At 29.1% G+C, this 18,353-nt stretch carries 23 protein-coding genes and 1 pseudogene; 1 reads left to right on the forward strand and 23 read right to left on the reverse strand.

Features of this window, described 5'->3' with window-relative positions:
* Positions 1-32: 32 nt before the first annotated feature.
* A complete protein-coding gene (locus ACI389_RS07860; protein WP_439780980.1) occupies positions 33-455 on the reverse strand; it encodes an RNA-binding protein in 423 nt (140 codons plus the stop codon).
* 31 nt (positions 456-486) lie between these two features.
* Positions 487-1,044 (reverse strand): 50S ribosomal protein L15e, encoded by a 558-nt coding sequence (locus ACI389_RS07865; protein WP_439780981.1) that lies wholly within the window; start codon positions 1,042-1,044, stop codon positions 487-489.
* Positions 1,045-1,301: 257 nt separating this feature from the next.
* Here ACI389_RS07865 and ACI389_RS07870 point away from each other — a divergent pair, with 257 nt between their 5' ends.
* A complete protein-coding gene (locus tag ACI389_RS07870; protein ID WP_439780982.1) occupies positions 1,302-1,703 on the forward strand; it encodes a DUF3795 domain-containing protein in 402 nt (133 codons plus the stop codon).
* 21 nt (positions 1,704-1,724) lie between these two features.
* On the opposite strand, the gene ACI389_RS07875 is transcribed toward ACI389_RS07870, so the two are convergent.
* From ACI389_RS07875 to ACI389_RS07975, 21 genes and pseudogenes are all read right to left on the reverse strand, one after another.
* Positions 1,725-2,024, reverse strand: coding sequence for a DUF2149 domain-containing protein (locus ACI389_RS07875; RefSeq protein ID WP_439780983.1), 300 nt, complete (start codon positions 2,022-2,024; stop codon positions 1,725-1,727).
* A gap of 4 nt (positions 2,025-2,028) precedes the next feature.
* Complete coding sequence (locus tag ACI389_RS07880) at positions 2,029-2,670, reverse strand: MotA/TolQ/ExbB proton channel family protein (protein ID WP_439780984.1); 642 nt, start codon at positions 2,668-2,670, stop codon at positions 2,029-2,031.
* Complete coding sequence (locus ACI389_RS07885) at positions 2,667-3,317, reverse strand: peptide ABC transporter permease (protein ID WP_439780985.1); 651 nt, start codon at positions 3,315-3,317, stop codon at positions 2,667-2,669. Before ACI389_RS07885 ends, ACI389_RS07880 begins: the two co-directional genes overlap by 4 nt.
* 259 nt (positions 3,318-3,576) lie before the next feature.
* The gene (locus ACI389_RS07890; protein ID WP_439780986.1) at positions 3,577-5,391 is read right to left on the reverse strand and encodes a hypothetical protein; all 1,815 of its coding nucleotides are present in this window, start codon (positions 5,389-5,391) and stop codon (positions 3,577-3,579) included.
* 502 nt (positions 5,392-5,893) lie between these two features.
* Positions 5,894-6,082: pseudogene (locus ACI389_RS07895) on the reverse strand (2TM domain-containing protein); the annotation flags it as partial.
* Positions 6,083-6,365: 283 nt separating this feature from the next.
* Positions 6,366-7,007: a queuosine precursor transporter gene (locus ACI389_RS07900; RefSeq protein WP_439780987.1), complete on the reverse strand. Its 642-nt coding sequence runs from the start codon at positions 7,005-7,007 to the stop codon at positions 6,366-6,368.
* Between the two features lie 172 nt (positions 7,008-7,179).
* Complete coding sequence (locus ACI389_RS07905; protein ID WP_439780988.1) at positions 7,180-7,815, reverse strand: CBS domain-containing protein; 636 nt, start codon at positions 7,813-7,815, stop codon at positions 7,180-7,182.
* Between the two features lie 16 nt (positions 7,816-7,831).
* Positions 7,832-8,659: a 4Fe-4S binding protein gene (locus tag ACI389_RS07910; RefSeq protein ID WP_439780989.1), complete on the reverse strand. Its 828-nt coding sequence runs from the start codon at positions 8,657-8,659 to the stop codon at positions 7,832-7,834.
* Positions 8,660-8,717: 58 nt separating this feature from the next.
* Positions 8,718-9,650, reverse strand: coding sequence for a carbohydrate kinase family protein (locus tag ACI389_RS07915; RefSeq protein ID WP_439780990.1), 933 nt, complete (start codon positions 9,648-9,650; stop codon positions 8,718-8,720).
* Between the two features lie 9 nt (positions 9,651-9,659).
* The gene (locus ACI389_RS07920; RefSeq protein ID WP_439780991.1) at positions 9,660-10,550 is read right to left on the reverse strand and encodes a formylmethanofuran--tetrahydromethanopterin N-formyltransferase; all 891 of its coding nucleotides are present in this window, start codon (positions 10,548-10,550) and stop codon (positions 9,660-9,662) included.
* A 15-nt stretch (positions 10,551-10,565) separates the two neighbouring features.
* Positions 10,566-11,612 (reverse strand): hypothetical protein, encoded by a 1,047-nt coding sequence (locus tag ACI389_RS07925; protein WP_439780992.1) that lies wholly within the window; start codon positions 11,610-11,612, stop codon positions 10,566-10,568.
* Positions 11,613-11,616: 4 nt separating this feature from the next.
* The gene (locus ACI389_RS07930; RefSeq protein ID WP_439780993.1) at positions 11,617-12,984 is read right to left on the reverse strand and encodes a 4Fe-4S binding protein; all 1,368 of its coding nucleotides are present in this window, start codon (positions 12,982-12,984) and stop codon (positions 11,617-11,619) included.
* Positions 12,981-14,006 carry a 4Fe-4S binding protein gene (locus ACI389_RS07935; RefSeq protein WP_439780994.1) on the reverse strand — a complete coding sequence of 342 codons (1,026 nt, stop codon included), beginning with the start codon at positions 14,004-14,006 and terminating at the stop codon, positions 12,981-12,983. Before ACI389_RS07935 ends, ACI389_RS07930 begins: the two co-directional genes overlap by 4 nt.
* Complete coding sequence (locus ACI389_RS07940; protein ID WP_439780995.1) at positions 14,007-15,131, reverse strand: hydrogenase large subunit; 1,125 nt, start codon at positions 15,129-15,131, stop codon at positions 14,007-14,009.
* Positions 15,128-15,577 carry an NADH-quinone oxidoreductase subunit B family protein gene (locus tag ACI389_RS07945; RefSeq protein WP_439780996.1) on the reverse strand — a complete coding sequence of 150 codons (450 nt, stop codon included), beginning with the start codon at positions 15,575-15,577 and terminating at the stop codon, positions 15,128-15,130. The genes ACI389_RS07940 and ACI389_RS07945 overlap by 4 nt, the downstream gene beginning before the upstream one ends.
* 34 nt (positions 15,578-15,611) lie before the next feature.
* On the reverse strand, positions 15,612-16,004 hold the full coding sequence (locus ACI389_RS07950; RefSeq protein ID WP_439780997.1) for a DUF1959 family protein: 393 nt from the start codon (positions 16,002-16,004) through the stop codon (positions 15,612-15,614).
* 5 nt (positions 16,005-16,009) lie between these two features.
* A complete protein-coding gene (locus tag ACI389_RS07955) occupies positions 16,010-16,315 on the reverse strand; it encodes an energy-converting hydrogenase subunit EhaL family protein (RefSeq protein WP_439780998.1) in 306 nt (101 codons plus the stop codon).
* A gap of 8 nt (positions 16,316-16,323) precedes the next feature.
* On the reverse strand, positions 16,324-16,578 hold the full coding sequence (locus tag ACI389_RS07960; RefSeq protein WP_439780999.1) for a hypothetical protein: 255 nt from the start codon (positions 16,576-16,578) through the stop codon (positions 16,324-16,326).
* Positions 16,575-17,447 (reverse strand): respiratory chain complex I subunit 1 family protein, encoded by an 873-nt coding sequence (locus tag ACI389_RS07965; protein ID WP_439781000.1) that lies wholly within the window; start codon positions 17,445-17,447, stop codon positions 16,575-16,577. Before ACI389_RS07965 ends, ACI389_RS07960 begins: the two co-directional genes overlap by 4 nt.
* A gap of 9 nt (positions 17,448-17,456) precedes the next feature.
* Positions 17,457-17,687: a DUF788 domain-containing protein gene (locus ACI389_RS07970; RefSeq protein ID WP_439781001.1), complete on the reverse strand. Its 231-nt coding sequence runs from the start codon at positions 17,685-17,687 to the stop codon at positions 17,457-17,459.
* Entirely contained in the window at positions 17,681-18,352 is a 672-nt protein-coding gene (locus tag ACI389_RS07975; RefSeq protein ID WP_439781002.1) for a hypothetical protein, read from the reverse strand. Before ACI389_RS07975 ends, ACI389_RS07970 begins: the two co-directional genes overlap by 7 nt.
* Position 18,353: the final 1 nt, after the last annotated feature.

Consider the following 18,353-nt stretch of genomic DNA (forward strand, 5'->3'; position numbering starts at 1 on the left):
GTATGCATCATATGACCAGGACCACTACTCATTTAAATACTATCTAAAATAGCTTCACGCACTTTATCAACAGCCATCTGTTTTTTAGCTGGAAAAGCAGCGATTTTGATTTTTAAATGAATTGAATCTCCTTTATCTAAAATAGTTAATTTTTCATCTAGAGCATCGGTTTTATCAAATCTTAGAAACCAATTTCCTTTTTCATCCATTTTACTCTCTAAATCATCATTCAACTTATTTAAATCAACAGATTCTAAAAGTTTATTAAAAAAAGTCTTTGTGTATCTTTTCTTAGACACAACACCAGTTAAGATAAGAATTTTATCTTCAAGTAATCCTTCAGCTTCTTCCACTTCAATTTCAGCTTCAGGAAGTAAATTTAAAATAGCTTGGGAAATTTCATCAATACTCTCATTTTCATAAACGAAAGCTCTGAATTTAATATTATGAATCATTTAAATCGAAAAAAAAAGAAAAGAAGAAAACTTATAAGTTTCTTCTTCTAGCTTGTTCAGATCCTTTTCCTTTGGATTTAATTCCACGTCCTTTGTTACCAGCACTAGTTAAACCTCTTAAAGCTCTGTTAGTGTGTTTTTTAGAACAAATCCAGTTGATTTTTTTATCGTTAACTATAGAAGGACTTTGTGGATCTACTAAAATAACTTCGAAATATTTATATTTTCCGTCCGCCCATACCCAGTAAGAGTTTAATACTTCTAAGTTAGGGTATTTTTTAGCTACACGTTCTTCAGCAATTCTTTGAAGAGATTTTGCTTGAGTGATTTTGTTTACACCCATTCTTTTAGGTTTACGACCGTTGAAACGACGAGTTTTTCTTCTTCCACCACGTCTTACTCTGGTTCTTACTAAAACGAAACCTTTTTTAGCTCTGTAACCTAAACTTCTTGCTCTATCGAGTCTGGTAGGTCTATCAATTCTTTGAACTACTTTTTGTCTTCTCCATTTAGGAGCTCTTTGCCACATGAGTTCACGTACGTAAGACTCATCTGGATTTTTCCATGCATCTCTAATATATTTATACATAAATAACACCTTTTTGTTCAGCCACGAAGGCCACATCCTTTGGGAACTTATCCCAGAAAAAAGTAATTTATTTACTGTTAAAAATAACAGTAATCAAATATTTGTTTTATGTATTTATAAATGTATCGTAAAAACAAGTAAAATCATTATTTAAAAAAATAATTACAATTATTTTAATTATATAACTCATAAATCACAACATATGATAACTATAAAATCAAATATGAATATATAACTTTCTTAATGAGTGTGAAACTATGAAAATGCCTGAAACTTTAGATTCAAAATTACTAGCTCCTTGTGGAATTAACTGCATCAGCTGTGAAAAATACCAAAATCCCTGTGCTGGATGCTTAATAAGCAATGATGGAAAAAGCAAATCAAGTTTAAAGTGCAAAATTAAAACTTGTTTTGATTCCAAAAATTTTAGCTATTGTGGACGTTGCAGCGAGTTTCCATGCCCATTAATGAAAAAGCACTCAAAAAAATACATTAAAAGACATGATTTAAACACATTAGAAAGTGCTAAAAGAATAAAAACAACAGGTATTGGACGAATGATGACACAAGACCATGAAAAATGGTTATGTAATAAATGTGGTGGAGTTATTAAATTTCAAACACGGGAATGTAGTGAATGTGGTGCTAAAAAAGAATAGGAAGTTTAAAACTTCCAATTATTAACCCGATACCATTACCAATTTACCAGTACTTGGATCTTCGTAAACTTTACCCACTTCATTATATCCACTATCTTCCATTCCAGCAGCATCAGTATAATTTTGAGTAAATGTATTCTCTGTTGAGACATCTTGAGTTTGGGTTTGTTCAGTAATCATATCTGGATTAACTGATAATGCCATAATTGCAAATATTAAAAAACCTAATGCTAATACTAACATGGCATCTGAAAGGTTACTCAAACCACCCATTGGATCATCATCAACAGATTCGGAAATCCTTCTTCTTTTTCTAAGCATATTATCACCAATTATTAATAGATTCTAATTCTGCCTCAGCAAGAGTTTCAAGATCTATTAATTCTGTCTCATACCACTGCTTTTTATATTTTGAAACAATATATGCTAATGCACCAATAGTTAAACCAGTTACAGTTGTATCGAAAGCAATGGTCAATGATTGAGCAAGAGTCATAATATCTCCAGTTCCAAGTGCAGCAAGACCTGGACCTAATGGAATTAAAGTACCTAAAAGACCTAAACTAGGACCAACACGGACTAAAATATCCGTTTTATTAGTTTTTTTGATTAGTCTTGTTTCTTCTGCAGAAATTAATTCGCTTGCAAATGCTTTTCTTGCATCACAACCAATATCATAATTGTTAGCAATTCTGGTTAAAACTTCTTTTTGATAATCAAATAAATCACTATTAACAATTTCATTTTTCATTTGATCTACATTATTTGAAAATGAAATTTTTCTAACTAAATTTTCTAAATCTCTTGAGTTAATAGGTTTTCTTGAAATATACTCATTAATTAAACCACCCAAAGTAAGAATGGTAATTACTCCTGAAACAACAAGTAACACAACAACAGGTGTTAAGAGACTTTCAGAAAATATATGAATAATTGAAGTTAATGTCTCAGTTCCCTGAATAATCATGAATTTCCTCCTTTAATCTCATTTATAAATACACCAATAATCAAAATAACAATAATTGCAATAACTGCATAGATTAACTGATAAGTGGGAGTCAAAATTAAAAAAGCCTCAAAAGAATTATATTCAAGAGAACTGGTTGAATTATAAGTTAAAGCAAAAATAAAAATCAGTATAGATAATAAGCACATATATTCACTAGTTATTACATTATATTGTCTTTTTGCATGATGTAATAATTTTGAAAGTTGATAAACAACAAACAATATAATAAAACCAAATAAAGAGTACACAATCATTTTAAAAACATCCAAATTTGACTGGGAAGCAAATAAAATTATTGTAATTAAAAATGTAGCTGAAGTTACATATAGGGCATGTTTAAATTCATTATTTTTTATGTACTTAATTATTACAAAAACAAGTGCGATAAAAATAATGAAAAATACATAACTATAATTATCCATTAAAAAGGATAATTGAATTTTTAAAAAACTTGAAGCATACATTAATATAAATGAAACAATGGAAACTATTGAAGAAATAATAACCAATTTAATATTATTAAATTTATAACCACCAAATATTAAAGCAATATTTGCTGTGAATAATACTAAAAGTACTAATAAATACCCTCCAATCAAATCCATATTCCATACCTTTATATCCTTTTATTAATCTAATATTTATCAATATGAATATATAAATATATCGAGATAAACTTTTAAAAATAGATTTATAGCATGAAAATAAATAAAATAACTAAAATAATAAATTTAATTAGATTAATAATTAAATAATTAATAAATAATCAAAAAATATGATATTAACAATTAAAAAATAAAATATTATTTTCTCAAAATTAATAAAAATACATATTGTAAAAAAAAGAAAATAAGAAAATAAAAATTATCTTCTTATAACAATTTTGTTTGATTTACCTATGGATTTGTAAGCTCCATCACCAGCAAATTTATAATATGCACTAAAGGTACCTATTTTAGTTAATTTAATACTAAAAGTAGCCTTACCTACAGAATTAGTTTTTGCAGTATAAACTTTACCATTAACTTTTAAAGTAACTTTTTTGTTTTTAAGAACAGTTTTACCAGATTTAAGAGTAATTGTTACTTTTTTAGTTTTAGCACTAGCTTTAAATGTTTTTTTAACAGTAGCTAAAGAAGGAGATTTTTTAAGTACGCTAATTTTAATTGTTTTAAGAGCACCAGTATAATTATTATCACCAGTGAAAACTACATTAGCATAATGAGTTCCAGAACTAGCATAGTTAGTAGTTAAAATAGTAGCTCCTTTTTCATTAGTAGTTACAGTTTTAGCAACACCATCAATTATAATAGATACTGTTTTATTAGCAAGAACATTACCATTTGCATCTTTTAAAGTAAGTGTAAGTCTACCAGTATTTCCAGCATAAACCTCAAAATTAGTGGTTCTTACAACAATTGAAGTTGAAATAGGTGTAGGAAGTGGCTCTGGCTCAGAAGGTTTAATTACAATATCTCCTGAATTTTCTTCACCCCAATCATTATACCATAAAACAACAGCTTTAACACCATCAGCATATTTGTTTCCAGTTAAAGTAATAGGAGCTTGAGGATTAAGAGCACCAGACCTGCTTAAAATGTGTAAGAAAGTTACGGAACCAGCAACAACATTATCATTAGCAAGTGCAACAGTAGTGTTAGTAATATTAATATCACCTAATGTACTTGGAGCACCGTGAGCAGTGTTAGCAGATTCAGCTGCAATTAATTTATTATTATTTACTGCATAAAAAGTATTATTATTCATGTAAATTTTGGTAGAAGCTTTTTCAATACTGATTACAGGGAATCCTCCCCAAGTAGTATTTGCATCTTTAACAAATTGACCACATTCAATGAAGGTATTGTCATTAATGTAAGTACCTTCAGTAGATGCACCTCCGAAGAAAATGGAATATACATTTCCTTTGAATTTATTTCCAATAATTCTAGCATCTCCACTACCACTGTAGATAGATATTGCATCAAGCATTGGTCCGTCAAAAGTACAGTTTAAAACACTAAGGAAGAAAGATCCACCAGCACTAATAACTTTAGAACCTTTTTCTTTGTTTACAGTAGGATCGTTGATAAGTTTAGTAGCCATACCTCCAGTAAAATTACTGTTTTTAACAGTTATATGATTACATGATTTTACATTAACAGCAGTACTGAAATTTGCAAAACTACAATTATCTACAACACCATATGAAGCATCTATTCCATCATAAGTAATACCATATCCTTCTACATTACCATCATAAGTCAAATTAAGATTCGGATTAGTATTAATAAAAGTAATTCCTTTAAAAATTACACCAATACTTTCAGATACAACGAATAAAGCACCAGATTTTGCGTTTTGACCACCATGGCCTTTAATAATAGTGTTACCAGTACCTTGGATAGTAATATTATCTTTACCAGAAATAGTTACAGTTTGATTATTAAAATCATATATTTTGTCTTCTAATGTAATAATTTGTCCAGTAGTTGCATTATTAACTAAATTTTGAACATTATCTGCATCACTAATTTCAACATCAGCAGCTGGACTATTAACATCTATAGAATCAGAACCCTCACCTACAGATGTATCATTATCAGCAGCAGAAATTGCACTTACAGAAAGTGCAACAAGAACAACTAACAAAAAAGACATGATTATCTTTTTATTCATATTTTCCTCCAATATATCTAATATACGAATATTGAATCTAGAATATCTAAATAACTATTCGAATATACGTATACCAATACTATATTATATCGAACTGCAATATAAATATTATTGTTTATCGATAAGTATTAAAAATGATATTAAACAATATAATTACTATTTAAAGATAGAAATTAATTATAATTATTAAATAAAGGTTAAAATTAACTATATAATTTTATTTAAAGATAAATATTTACTTAATATTAAAAATAAGATATAAATTAAATTAAAAAAAATATGAAATAATATTCATAACGAATAAATAATTAATTAAATCATAAAAATTTAATGATATACTAAATAAAATAATAGAAAAAAATAAATAATTTAAATAATATTTAATTTAAAATTAAATAAATTTTACATGAATATGATTATTACATTAACATTATTGAATCGAACGTTTGAATATTTCAGTTCATTTCTTTAATTTTTGCATCTCTTCTTGAATTTTTTGCTCTCAGTATTTTTCAGTATCAAATTTACTATTGAATACAAAAACTTTTAAAAAATCAATTAATATTCCTATACCCCAGAAGAATAATGGAAATACAACCCACCAGAAATCTGGAGTAAATAAAAAGTTAATTACCACTAATATTGCATTAACAACAATATAAACTATAAAATCATTATAAAATTTGATTTTTGCATCAACCTTTTCTCAGCAATCACTCTTGAATTATCGTTTTTCATTTAATCACCTTTGAAAGTTTCCCAATATTTCATATTATTCGAAATATAAATCCACAAAATAGACATTCGAATAACTAAAAACTTTGTGAAATAATAGCTAATATAACTATCTACAATTAAATATTTAAATAAATTTTCTTGAAATTAGATTTTCAATATCTCTGATAATTCTAAGATTCAAATTATAAATAATAATCAAGTAAAAAAAATAAAAAATGGGAAATAATCCCTAATAATTAAATTTCTGCAGGTTTTCCTTTTTCAGCCCATTTTACAGTCATTTTTGTAAATGGTTGAGCAATTGCACTCCAAATCAAACTTAAAATCCAATGAGAAATAATCATTATTAAAATATCAGTAACTGCAAATACACCAATGAATGCAAGACCAATAAATACAAAATTATCGATTAATTCACTAAAAGCAATAATTCCTAAATTTTTAACAGAGGAATAATCTTTACCTTTGTTTAATTTAGTTGTAATTCTTGCATTTACAAAATTACCAATTAAGTAACTAATATAAGATGCTACAAGAATCCTTGGAGTTTGTGTAAATACAAATTGAAGACTTGAATCCCCCGTATAGAATGATGGAGAAGGCAAGAACAATATTAAAGTTGTCATAAAAACAAATAAAATATCCACACAAAGACCTAAAATAATTGTTCTTTGTGCTACTTTTTCACCATAAACTTCTGCAATTACATTTGTTAAAATGTATACTAATGGATAAATTAAAACACCAGCAGGAGTTTCCATACCTAAAAATCCAATATTAATAACTTTAACAGTGATTAAGTTTGCTATTGTGAATGCCATACAGAAAAATGCAGTGATAATCACACGTTTTTCAGTAAAATCAACATTCAAACTCATACAAGACAATATTAGTTTTGAAAGTATTTAAATTTAACATAAAAAAAGTTAACTCACATTAAAAAAAAAGTAAGTTTAAAAATAAATAGATTATTCTAAAGATTCAATTGAAACTTTAGAATGTATAAAATAATCTAATTGAATTTTAAGAGTTCTCTATGAGAGTATAATATTATCTTCTTGATTTTCCAACTCTACGAGCAAGTACTAATTCACCAACAGAGATTAATCCAGCGAAGAATTTTTCTAAACCTCCAGTAGACCAAATAGCCTCTCCGAAAGTAGAATCCATAATATTAGCTTCATAATCTTCAGGAGAAATTTTAACACCAGTAGATTTCTGAGAAACAAGAGCAGATGCTGCCATCAATTCTTCCCAAGAAACACCTCTAAGTTGATTTTGCATTGCTTCGTATAATTTTGAAACTTTAATATCATATAATTCTGATACTAACTCAACAATATCACAAGCACGAACCATTCCAATAACTTGATTATCATCATTTACAACAGGTACAGTTACAAATTTATTGTTTGCAGTTAAAATTACTGCTTTTCTTGCAGGATCTTCCGCATGAACAGTACCAATTTCCTCATAACCACTCATTATTTCTGAAATTTTTTCATTGCCTTCTCTTAAACCTTTAGTAATGTCAAAAGAAGTTACCCATCCTATTAATTGTTTATTATCATTTACAACAGGACAAGTGAAACGTCTAATTTCTTCCATTACTTTTGAAACTTCAACCACACTATCATTTGCATTCAAATATACAAAATTTTTATCCATTAACTCTTTAGCTCTCATAAACAAACCCCATTTTTTATTCAATTTCAACTCTTTTTAAAGCAAATACCGGACAATGATGAGTACATTCAATACATCTAATACATTTATCATCATCTAAAACAACTTTACCGTCAACCAACTCAATAGCTCCAGTTGGACAATTTTCTTCACATAAAAAACAATTCACACACAAGTCATGATTAACCTCAATAACCCGACTGTGAATAATTGGTCCAATATAACGATCCAATTCTACTGCATTGTCATTAAGTGATATTTCAACACAAGCTCCGCATCCAATGCACAATTTTTCATCAATATATGGATATAACTCATCATCAATTAGCTCAATACCTAAATCAATATCCAAATCTTCAAAGAAATCTCTAAATTGAAGAGTGAACGCATTAGTTGGACATAACTTCGCACAATCATACCAATTATTATCATCTGAATAATCAATTGAAATACTGTTCATACGAATTACCCTATGACGGGAACTAACATTAGACAATTTATATTCAATTATACCTTCTTCATTGTCATTGTCATAAACAATTGAATTATCAATTAATTTAACTGCAGAAACTGGACATGATTGAATACAAATTTCACATTTAACACATTTATCAGTTATTTTAGCTATTCTAAAAATATTAGCTGGTTCAATTGCATTAACCGGACACTCTCCAACACAAGTATTGCACCTTACACATTTAGGTGCAATTGCAATAATTTCATCATGTGAACTAAAAGCATCTAGTTCAAATTGGAAATCATCATTATCATCATCTAATTCAACAGATTTTAAAAGAACTTCACGTTCCAAATCTTTCATCTGTTTTATAAAAGATACATTCATTTTAATACCAACTAATCAATTTTTTTATTTTAATATTTTTCTATTATCTTAAATTCACTTAAAAGAAATCCTCTAAATCTTTAACTGAAGGAAATTTATCCATTCCAAATCCTTCAATAGATTTACTAGCAACCCAATTCCCGATTTTACAAGATTTTTCTAAATCATATCCCCTTAAGAAAGAATATAAAAATCCACTATTAAAACTATCTCCAGCCCCAGTAGTATCAACAACATCACATTTGTATGATTCAACAAAACAACTTGTTGAGTTATCCATTGCAAATACTCCTTTTGCTCCTAGTTTTACAACAATAATTTCAATTCCTAAATCAAGAAAACCAATAGCTAAATCTTTTAAGGAAGCCTCATTATTATTACATAATAATCTTAATTCAGATTCATTGATAAGTAATATATTAGTCCTATCAAGAATAGGTTTTAACTCATTGAATCCTTTTTGGACATATAACATCCCAGGATCAAAACTTAATACAGTATTTTCATTTAGTAAATCCAATAATTCTATTTGAGTTTTAAAAGAATCACCAACAAAAGATGTGTAATGCATTATTTTACATCTCATAATGTTTAATGGATTAATCTCACCTATTTGAATTTCATCATTGACTCCCGGATCAATGTAAAGACATCTCTCACCATTCTCATCAACAAAGCCTAAGCATTTTCCAGTTGCTCCTGTTTCTGAATAAATTAAATTATTTGAATAAACACCATTAATAGCTAAATTGTATTCTATTATGTCTCCATCATCATCTTCAGCTATTTTTCCAATAATAGATGTGGAACAACCTAATCTTGATAAACCAACAATAGTATTTGCTGCAGAACCACCAGGAGTTTTAGTTTCAGATTTTATAAAACTTTCCTCATCTTCACAAGCAATGTTTCCAACAGAATACAGTTTATCAACATTTAATGCTCCGAATCCCACTACTTCTGCATTAATATCGTCATCTAGAATTTCCATTTTAAAACCTTACTTTAAAATATCTAATAAATTTATATTCTTATCTCCAAGTTTACCATCAAAATTACCTGCAGATATTCCAATTACACCTTCAAATTCCAAAGCAGCATCAATACCTACTTTAACTGATTTATTCATAGATTTTTCATCAACTGCATTAATTACTACTTCAGGAATATAGTTAACTCCCTCTGGGACTTTAGAAATATCTCCTAATGATTCCTTTAGAGAAGGACAATAAACATGATTTGTAGTTGGTCCAATTTCAGGGAAGTTTGTTTCTGGTTTTGAAGCTGCAGAACAAATATCAAATGGAGTAGTAGCTCCTTCAACATTCATAATTGCATCAATTATTGCATCACCCGCTTCTATTACATCTTGTTCGCTAGAACATAAATACCAAAAGTTTCCACCCATAATCCCATCATTAATTTTGAACTTTTCTTCAATTTGGAAATCAGGAACTGCAATTGGAATATTAATCATTTTTCTACCGTACTGCTCAACAATCCATTCATATCCATCACCACAGTGCCCAACAATATCCATCATTTCAATGCATTCATCATTATTAGATGTAGAATAATCAAAAATACGTGTAAATGGTTTTACTAAAACATCTTGCCTTAATCTATATGATAATTCAAAAGCAAACTTTTCAACATCATCACCACCTAACCAATATTGAACAACAGCACCAAACCTTCCATCAGGAGTTTGAGATTCATCTAAAAATCCTTCAACACCACCTTCTACTCTACCAATAACAGCACTAGGAGTTGAAGTTGAATCATAAGCAGCTCTTTTTACAATTTTTTCATTAGGACCTGTTATTAAAGCCCTTACATATTTCCCTTCAAAAGCTTCGAAGAATGTGTCATCTACTTTCTCATAACTCATTTTAATACACCTATTTTAACCTAATCCACCTATATCTTGACCACGAATATTGTTTCTCATTTCTTTGCTGATTTTTAAAATTTCATCAAAGTTGTTTTCCTTTATTATTTGTATTATTGGATAATTTCTATTGCTGAAAACTGAGAAAAATTTATTTTTAACTTCATTATCAATATGGTAATCATTAAATAGTTTTTTATAATCATTTAAATTATTATAATCATTAATAAATTTTAATACTTTACTTTTATCATATTTTACGTAAATATTAGCTATTACTGCAGTTGCAACTGCACTTGGAGATACAATAGCTATTTCAGCAACTTTAAGAGGATATTCATTACCATTAAAAGATACACTAATACCATTGTTTTTATAAGCAAATTCTAAAGGTTCCACATCAGTTATACTATCCCCAATGTAGAAAATTTCATTCTTATTGATATCATCCCTTTTAATGATTTGATCAATAGCTATTTTTTTTCCTTGTCCACCAACTACATCAATATCTCGGATATTTTCATATATACTCATTTTTGCTATTTGTGAGAAAAAAATATCATCAAATAATTTATAATCTTTAGGATTATCCAAAATCAATTGTTTAAATTCATTGATTTTTACAATTTCTTCATCAGTTAGTGTAAGGCTATCTAGATTTACCTTAGTGTAAAATGTATTTTCAAAAGGCAAATTCATATAATTAGATATTGCTTCAATATATTGGCCATAACTAGTACTAACTATATATGTATTCATTACGTTTTGTAAGTAAGTTAAAAGAAATTTTGAATCCTCAACCAAATAAATATGTTCTTGTGAAAATTCAACTAAATCTTCATTTTTAAGATTTTCAACAACAAAAAAAGGTAAAATCAATTTTAAAGTATTACCTGCTTTATAATTTTCCTTTTTAACAACATCCACCAAATAATCATCATACAAACTAAGAATTTTAAATAAATCCCCACCATTTTCAATGAAATTATCTGCTAATTCAAATGCATTATCATTTAATGTCAATGGGCCTTCACAATCAGTAATAAATGACTTTTCAAACATTAAATCACCTGAAATTAACTATTCTGATTGCATCAAGAGGACATATTTCCTCACAAGTTCTACAATAAATACATTTTTCACTATCAAAATCTATTATATCGTCACCTAAAGTTAATGCACAAGTTGGACAATTTTTTGCACAAATTGAACATGCTTGGCATTTATGATTTGAAAGTGTTAAATCACCTAATCTTTGACCATGTAAATAAGACCTAGCATAATATAAATCTGCATCTTTACTATAGAAATAATCATCATATGCTCCAATTGCGTCAAACTTACATTCTTCAACGCACTTTCCACAATAAATACAATCATCTGTAATTGTAATTGGATTTGGACCATTTAATTCAATAGCACCTACAGGGCACACATTATAACATTCTCCACAAGCAATACATTTCTTATCATAAACTTCAATGTTTCTATCCATTAAATAAGATCCAATAAGCTTTGTGAACTCCCCAACTTCCATATTTGAATTAAGGCTAATATTTAATTCCCTCTCCATTAAGTCATTTACTTTATACTCAATGAAATTTTCAAAATTTTGGTCATTGAATTCCAAAGCTATTGATTTACCTACCCTATGTAAAACTGTATTTAAACTGATTAAATCAAGTGAAAGCATTTTACTATCATAATCAATGATTCCTGATACTATATCAAATGATTTTATTTCACTATACATTTTATAAGCTTTTTTACGTGAAGAATACTTAATAGCTCCTGAAGGACAAGAATGCATACATTCCTCACATCTTGCACAATATCCTGGGTTAATATAAGGTAATTTATTAGTTCTAGCAACATTAATAGCTCCAGTTGATGGACAAACTCTTGTACAAGTCATACAACCAATACAATTCTTTTGGTTAACAACAATTGCTTTACCACCTTTAACTGTTTTAGGAAGTAATTTCCCATATTTAATCGCATCAGTTGGACATACTCTAAAGCAGTACCCACAACGTACACAAGTATCTTTATCAATTTCACTGTGAGGAGGTTGCTTTCCATCTGAAACAACATGAATTGAACCTTTTTTACATGCTTGAACACATGCACCACAAGCTTTACATAATTTTACATTGATGTTTGGAATATTTTCTTTTATAGGAGAGTCCATGTGTACATCAAGAGAAATAGCATCATACGGACAAGCATTGCGACATAATACACAACCAAAGCAAGTACTTTTTATTTTTATTAAACCATCATCTTCATCAAAATATATCGCATCAATAGGACAAGAACTAAGACAAGGTTTATCTTCACACTTCGCACATTTTGTTTGATCTATTAAGTAATCAACATCAACATGTCTTAATGGTCTTGGTGTTTTAGTATAATTATCAATCATAACACTCACTCCACAATATTCTCATTTAAATTAGATGCTTTAACAGTAACATGAATATTTTCATTATCATCTAATGAAAATTTAGCCATGAAATATTTAATAACTGAAAATGGACAAGTTTGGTAACAAATACTACATCTTAAACATCTATCTTTATCTCTCACAATTGTATCATTAACTTCGTCAAATGAAATACAATTAGTTGGACAATCAGGAATACATAATTGGCATTTTTCACATTTTGATTCATGCCAATCAATAATTCTGACTTTAAGCCTATTAACTGCATTAGTAATAATTTCTAGAGCTACTTCTTCATCAGGCATTATTTTTAATGCATCATCCCAAATCTCAGAAAGAGGAACATTATATTGTAAAAGATCATTAGGGTCTAATTGTCTTAAATCATCTTCTTTATTATTGATGAAATCTTCAAGATATTTCACAATTAATGCAAACAATTCTTTCTGATTCTGTAAATTATCAACAAATACACCTTTCATTGCACCACTAACTGGACATACATCAAGACATTCTCCACAAGAAATACATTTGAGTTGATCTACTACAACATTTCCATCAATGACACTTATTGCATCAACAGGACATTTTTTAATACATTTTTTACATTTGATGCATAAAAAATCATCAACAATATATTGTCTTTTTGAAGGAATAAGATTAAATTCTGGTAAAATTAAATGATTTAAACCACATTCTAATGTTTTTGGATCAGTAGGACATACTTCAGCACAAAAACCACAACGAATACATGCACCTGGCAATATAACTGGGTATGTTAAACCTTCTCCTGTTTCATCATCTTCTTCTCTTACAAGTTTAATTGCATTTGGAGATGGGCATGAGACAGTACATGCTCCACAACCTATACAATATTCTTTATTTACTTTAGGAAAATCTCTAAATCTTTCTGGTTTTTCTGCAATTTCAGGATTAGTTTTTGCATTAGTGAACGCATCAGCCCATGCCTTTCTTGCAAAATCAAAAATGTACCACATTAGAGATGACACTTATATCACCTCATAAATGTTTTTAGTTTCTGTTTTTCCATGTTCATTAGTAATAGCTACTCTCTCAGCACAAGCAACACAAGGATCACATGATGCATAAGTCGCAACAGCATCTGCTACAGTTGGAACATCCCGAATCATATATTTTGCACAAGAATCCATATTTGAAATACTTGGAGTTCTAATAGAAATATGCTTAATTAAATTACCATTAGTTTCAATCATGTAATTAACTTCACCACGAGGAGCTTCATTTTTAGTCATTGCATAACCAGATTTTAAATTAGCAGGAGTACGAATTTCACCTTTAGGCATGTTTTCAATGGCTTGCCTAATTAAACTTATTGATTCTGGAATTTCATCAAATCTAGTTAATGTCCTTGCATAATTATCTCCTTCTTTCCTTCTAATTACTTTAAAATCGAAGTAATCATCATAAGTATAATGACCAATCCTATAATCTTCTTTAATATCAGAAGCTCTTCCAATAGGCCCAACTGCACGTCCCTTAATAGCTTCTTTTTTATTCATATGTCCAATCCCTTTACATCTTAATGCTATGGCAGGACCTTCAGCAAATAATGATCTAGTAGTTTCAAAACCATCTTCAATTTTCTTAAGATTTTCCAATATTGGTTTGAAATGGCGCTCATCAGCATCCATTCTAACTCCACCAACAACATTCCAACCCATATTAACCCTATTTCCAGTTAATAACTCAATTGAATCCATTGCATATTCCCTTAATTCTAAAACATGCATAAATAATGTTTCATGATCCAATGATTTGAAGAATGTTGAATTAGCAAGTAAATGACTTTGGATTCTATCCAATTCATTTGTGATTATCCTTAAGAATTGAGCTCTTACCGGAACATCAACGTCAGAAATCTTTTCAATTGTTTCTGCGAATGTTTGAGTGTGTTCATATGAACAAATACCACATATTCTTTCAGCAAGATAAATTCCTTTTTGCCAAGTTTGTCCTTCAATTATCTTTTCAATTCCTCTGTGAACATAACCATATTCAATTTCTGCTTTAACAACCATTTCCCCTTCAGTTTGAAGTTTAAGTCTTATAGGTTCTTTTAAAGCAGGATGGATAGGACCAATTGGTACAATCATTTTTCTTCCCTCCCACGATCAGCAATAGCTTGTGGACCCACAGCTAAAATAGCCTCTAAAATTTCACTAGGTCTAGGTGGGCATCCTGGAATAGCTGCATCAACTGGGATGAAATTAGATGCAGGTGCATAGACTTTACCACCTTCTTGAGCAAATACATCTCCAGATTGAGGGCAGTTTCCAACAGCTACAACAATTTTTGGTTCTGGGGCTTTATCATAAACTCTTTTTAGATTATGAACCCATTGTTCGGTTACAGCACCAGTTAACAATAAGACATCAGCTTCACGAGGATTATTTTGAACATAAATACCATACTGCTCTAAATCATATCTTGGAGATAATAATGAAACAATTTCAACATCACATCCATTACATCCTCCACAATTTACAATACAGACATGAATTGAGCTTTTCCTCACAGCATCTTTAACAGCGTCTAACATGCATTCCCTCTTTTATTTTATAAATAAATAAACATTAATAATTACTTTCTTTTTTTAATAATTCAAATAATTCTAATCTTCCTTCTTTTAGGACATCATCATAAAATCTGCCCTTTTTAACTTCTTCGACTAATTTCATTTTCAGTTTTTTACCTTCTTCTTGAGACATTATTTCCAAAGTATCAATAAACCAACATAATCTTAAGTCTGCATTGAATTTTTGATATAAACAAATATCTTTTGCTGATTCAAATGTACCGTGTAAAGCTTCAAGTGAATCTAAATCTAATAAATCGAAGAATAATTCTTCCAGTTCTTCAGTAGTACAATTAAATTCCTCAGAAAGTGGAACTATAATATCCCTTTGCCAAGCATAGCTTTTAATTATCCTATCTTGTATTATTCTTAAATTAACACCATCATCCATTTAAATCACAACATACCATACTTTAATAAGAAATATAAAACAATTGCAACTATTAAACCAACAACGGTTTCTCTTCTACCATATCCTGGCCTTCCTCCCATTACAAATCCTGCTAACAGGAAACCAATAGCTGATAAAATTATATTACCTGATAAGAAACCTAAACACCAACCTACAACTGAAACTACAGCCAATAATACATTAAACTCAGTGTCTACAACGTAAGGTTCACCATGTAATTTGTAACTGTAAAGCAAACCAAGAATAGAACCTACAGCAAATACAAGAATATAAATCATATAATCTAACATAATATCTCCTACATTGGTTTATAAAGTAATATAAATGAACAAATAATTGCTATTAATGTTATTACAAAACATACTTTCTCAATATTTTCTATTTTATGTGGAAAATTACCTCTAGAAAGCAATACCAAAATACTTAAAATAATTCCAATAATCACTATTGGAACAATAATCATTGAATGCAATATAGAGGTTAGCAAACCTACAACAATTATACCGATGGCAACTAATGCTGTGAAATAAACTATTACATCTTCACTACTCATAATATCCCTCCACTAAATAACATTAATATTGTTCCAAAAAAGCAAATTGCTCCAATGGTAATTTGAGTCATTACTGAATGATTTGGAGAAAATATAGGAGTTGTAGCATTGATAAATCCTGTAATAAATGTAATTACAATCATTCCAATTACATATCCAATAGCATTTAACGGACCGAAGAATATTGTTAAAAATACCCATAACATCACATACCATGCAATAGATTCTGAAAATAACATAAATCCTCTTAAAAATCCAAAATGCTCTGTTTCAAAACCTGAAACTAATGCTTTGTCTTTTGTTATTGCAAATGGAGAATATGGTGATTTTGTTATAATCAACATAAAGAACATTAAAGCAGCAAGTGGAATAGTAAACACTAAAGGCCCGTTGACTGATTGATAAGTAATAATTTCACTTATGTTCATTGAACCAGTTACGAGGTAAACAAATACAATTGCTGCGAATAATGGAAGTTCAGTTGCCGCAGACAGTACTGCTCTCACACAACTTAATTTACCATATGGTGAACCTGAACTTGATCCAGAGTTATGTTCCACAATTTTGTAAACCGCATAAACACCAAAAATGATTAATAAAGAATCATGAGCTACAGGACCTGCAATAACACCTACAATCCATACTAAAGCTAATATAAATACGATTCCTATATAAAATATTTTTGAAACAGTTTTTGGAAATGCTGTCTCCTTAAAGAAAAATTTCAAAGAGTGTAACAAATGCTGGACTATAGGTGGCCCTGGACGTTTTTGAACACGAGCCATAATTTTTCTATGCAAACCTAGAAGCAAGCTTCCTGCAATGAATGCAATAATAACTTGAATTAAAATATCTGCCATTAAATTCATAATACCACACTAATATCCAGTAAATGGTTCTTTCACCCTTTCTTCTGCATCTTCAGGTCTTGGTTTAGCCATAGTAAGTAAACCTAAAGATAACACCCATACAGGTATACCAAAGATAGCTACAGTATAAACAATCCACGCTTCGAAGTTTATAACTAAACAAGCTAGAATAGCTATTGTTGATAATACCAATAAAACAATAAATAAACTTTTTTGACCATCCATACTATCACTTACCATAATACCAATAATAAAATTTCAACCGCTCTTACAATAATAAATAATGAACTTAAATGAATAATAACAATAAATGGAGAACCAGCAGTCCTAAACATCTCTGCTTTACTTGCAAAGAATGGTGCTACCCCACTTTCACCTAATATACCAATTAACATCAAAATTGCACCAAAGATAACCATTGGACTTGCAGGCATTTGAGACAATGCAGCAAGTGATAAAGTTCCAGTTGATGCAAGAATGATAGATGCACCACCAAACAATGGTAAACTACACATCATAGCTATTAAACCATAATTAAATGCAGAGTTTAACACACTTGTTTGTTTTACAGCTGATACAATACCAATATTTAATATTCCAACTAATGCCATGAATAATGTGAAATTAAATAAATCTCCAGTAATCATTGCACCTGCAGATGCAATACCACATATTACAGACAGAAATCTTCTTTGTTTAAATTCTTTTTCTCCGACTTTGACTTCAGTATTATTTAAAACATGCATTGTAGCTTCAACTTGAGTTTCAGGTTTACTTAATCCAATCATTACTGTAAATCCAAGTAAAACTGCAAACAAGAACAAATTAAACGGAGATAAGTACAATACAATATCCCCAAGTGGGATTGTTCCAAGTAAATTTCCACCAAGTGTAACAAAATCCATA

The sequence above is a fragment of the Methanobrevibacter sp. genome, assembly GCF_051877095.1.
In the GTDB taxonomy this organism is placed as follows: domain Archaea; phylum Methanobacteriota; class Methanobacteria; order Methanobacteriales; family Methanobacteriaceae; genus Methanocatella.

Bases quoted from the DNA above. Each gene is read 5' to 3' on its own strand.
- ACI389_RS07860 (WP_439780980.1), bottom strand. From the start codon at position 455: ATGATTCATAATATTAAATTCAGAGCTTTCGTTTATGAAAATGAGAGT.
- ACI389_RS07865 (WP_439780981.1), bottom strand. From the start codon at position 1,044: ATGTATAAATATATTAGAGATGCATGGAAAAATCCAGATGAGTCTTAC.
- ACI389_RS07870 (WP_439780982.1), top strand. From the start codon at position 1,302: ATGAAAATGCCTGAAACTTTAGATTCAAAATTACTAGCTCCTTGTGGA.
- ACI389_RS07875 (WP_439780983.1), bottom strand. From the start codon at position 2,024: ATGCTTAGAAAAAGAAGAAGGATTTCCGAATCTGTTGATGATGATCCA.
- ACI389_RS07880 (WP_439780984.1), bottom strand. From the start codon at position 2,670: ATGATTATTCAGGGAACTGAGACATTAACTTCAATTATTCATATATTT.
- ACI389_RS07885 (WP_439780985.1), bottom strand. From the start codon at position 3,317: ATGGATTTGATTGGAGGGTATTTATTAGTACTTTTAGTATTATTCACA.
- ACI389_RS07890 (WP_439780986.1), bottom strand. From the start codon at position 5,391: ATGAATAAAAAGATAATCATGTCTTTTTTGTTAGTTGTTCTTGTTGCA.
- ACI389_RS07900 (WP_439780987.1), bottom strand. From the start codon at position 7,007: ATGAGTTTGAATGTTGATTTTACTGAAAAACGTGTGATTATCACTGCA.
- ACI389_RS07905 (WP_439780988.1), bottom strand. From the start codon at position 7,815: ATGAGAGCTAAAGAGTTAATGGATAAAAATTTTGTATATTTGAATGCA.
- ACI389_RS07910 (WP_439780989.1), bottom strand. From the start codon at position 8,659: ATGAATGTATCTTTTATAAAACAGATGAAAGATTTGGAACGTGAAGTT.
- ACI389_RS07915 (WP_439780990.1), bottom strand. From the start codon at position 9,650: ATGGAAATTCTAGATGACGATATTAATGCAGAAGTAGTGGGATTCGGA.
- ACI389_RS07920 (WP_439780991.1), bottom strand. From the start codon at position 10,550: ATGAGTTATGAGAAAGTAGATGACACATTCTTCGAAGCTTTTGAAGGG.
- ACI389_RS07925 (WP_439780992.1), bottom strand. From the start codon at position 11,612: ATGTTTGAAAAGTCATTTATTACTGATTGTGAAGGCCCATTGACATTA.
- ACI389_RS07940 (WP_439780995.1), bottom strand. From the start codon at position 15,131: ATGATTGTACCAATTGGTCCTATCCATCCTGCTTTAAAAGAACCTATA.
- ACI389_RS07945 (WP_439780996.1), bottom strand. From the start codon at position 15,577: ATGTTAGACGCTGTTAAAGATGCTGTGAGGAAAAGCTCAATTCATGTC.
- ACI389_RS07950 (WP_439780997.1), bottom strand. From the start codon at position 16,004: ATGGATGATGGTGTTAATTTAAGAATAATACAAGATAGGATAATTAAA.
- ACI389_RS07955 (WP_439780998.1), bottom strand. From the start codon at position 16,315: ATGTTAGATTATATGATTTATATTCTTGTATTTGCTGTAGGTTCTATT.
- ACI389_RS07960 (WP_439780999.1), bottom strand. From the start codon at position 16,578: ATGAGTAGTGAAGATGTAATAGTTTATTTCACAGCATTAGTTGCCATC.
- ACI389_RS07965 (WP_439781000.1), bottom strand. From the start codon at position 17,447: ATGAATTTAATGGCAGATATTTTAATTCAAGTTATTATTGCATTCATT.
- ACI389_RS07970 (WP_439781001.1), bottom strand. From the start codon at position 17,687: ATGGTAAGTGATAGTATGGATGGTCAAAAAAGTTTATTTATTGTTTTA.
- ACI389_RS07975 (WP_439781002.1), bottom strand. From the start codon at position 18,352: ATGGATTTTGTTACACTTGGTGGAAATTTACTTGGAACAATCCCACTT.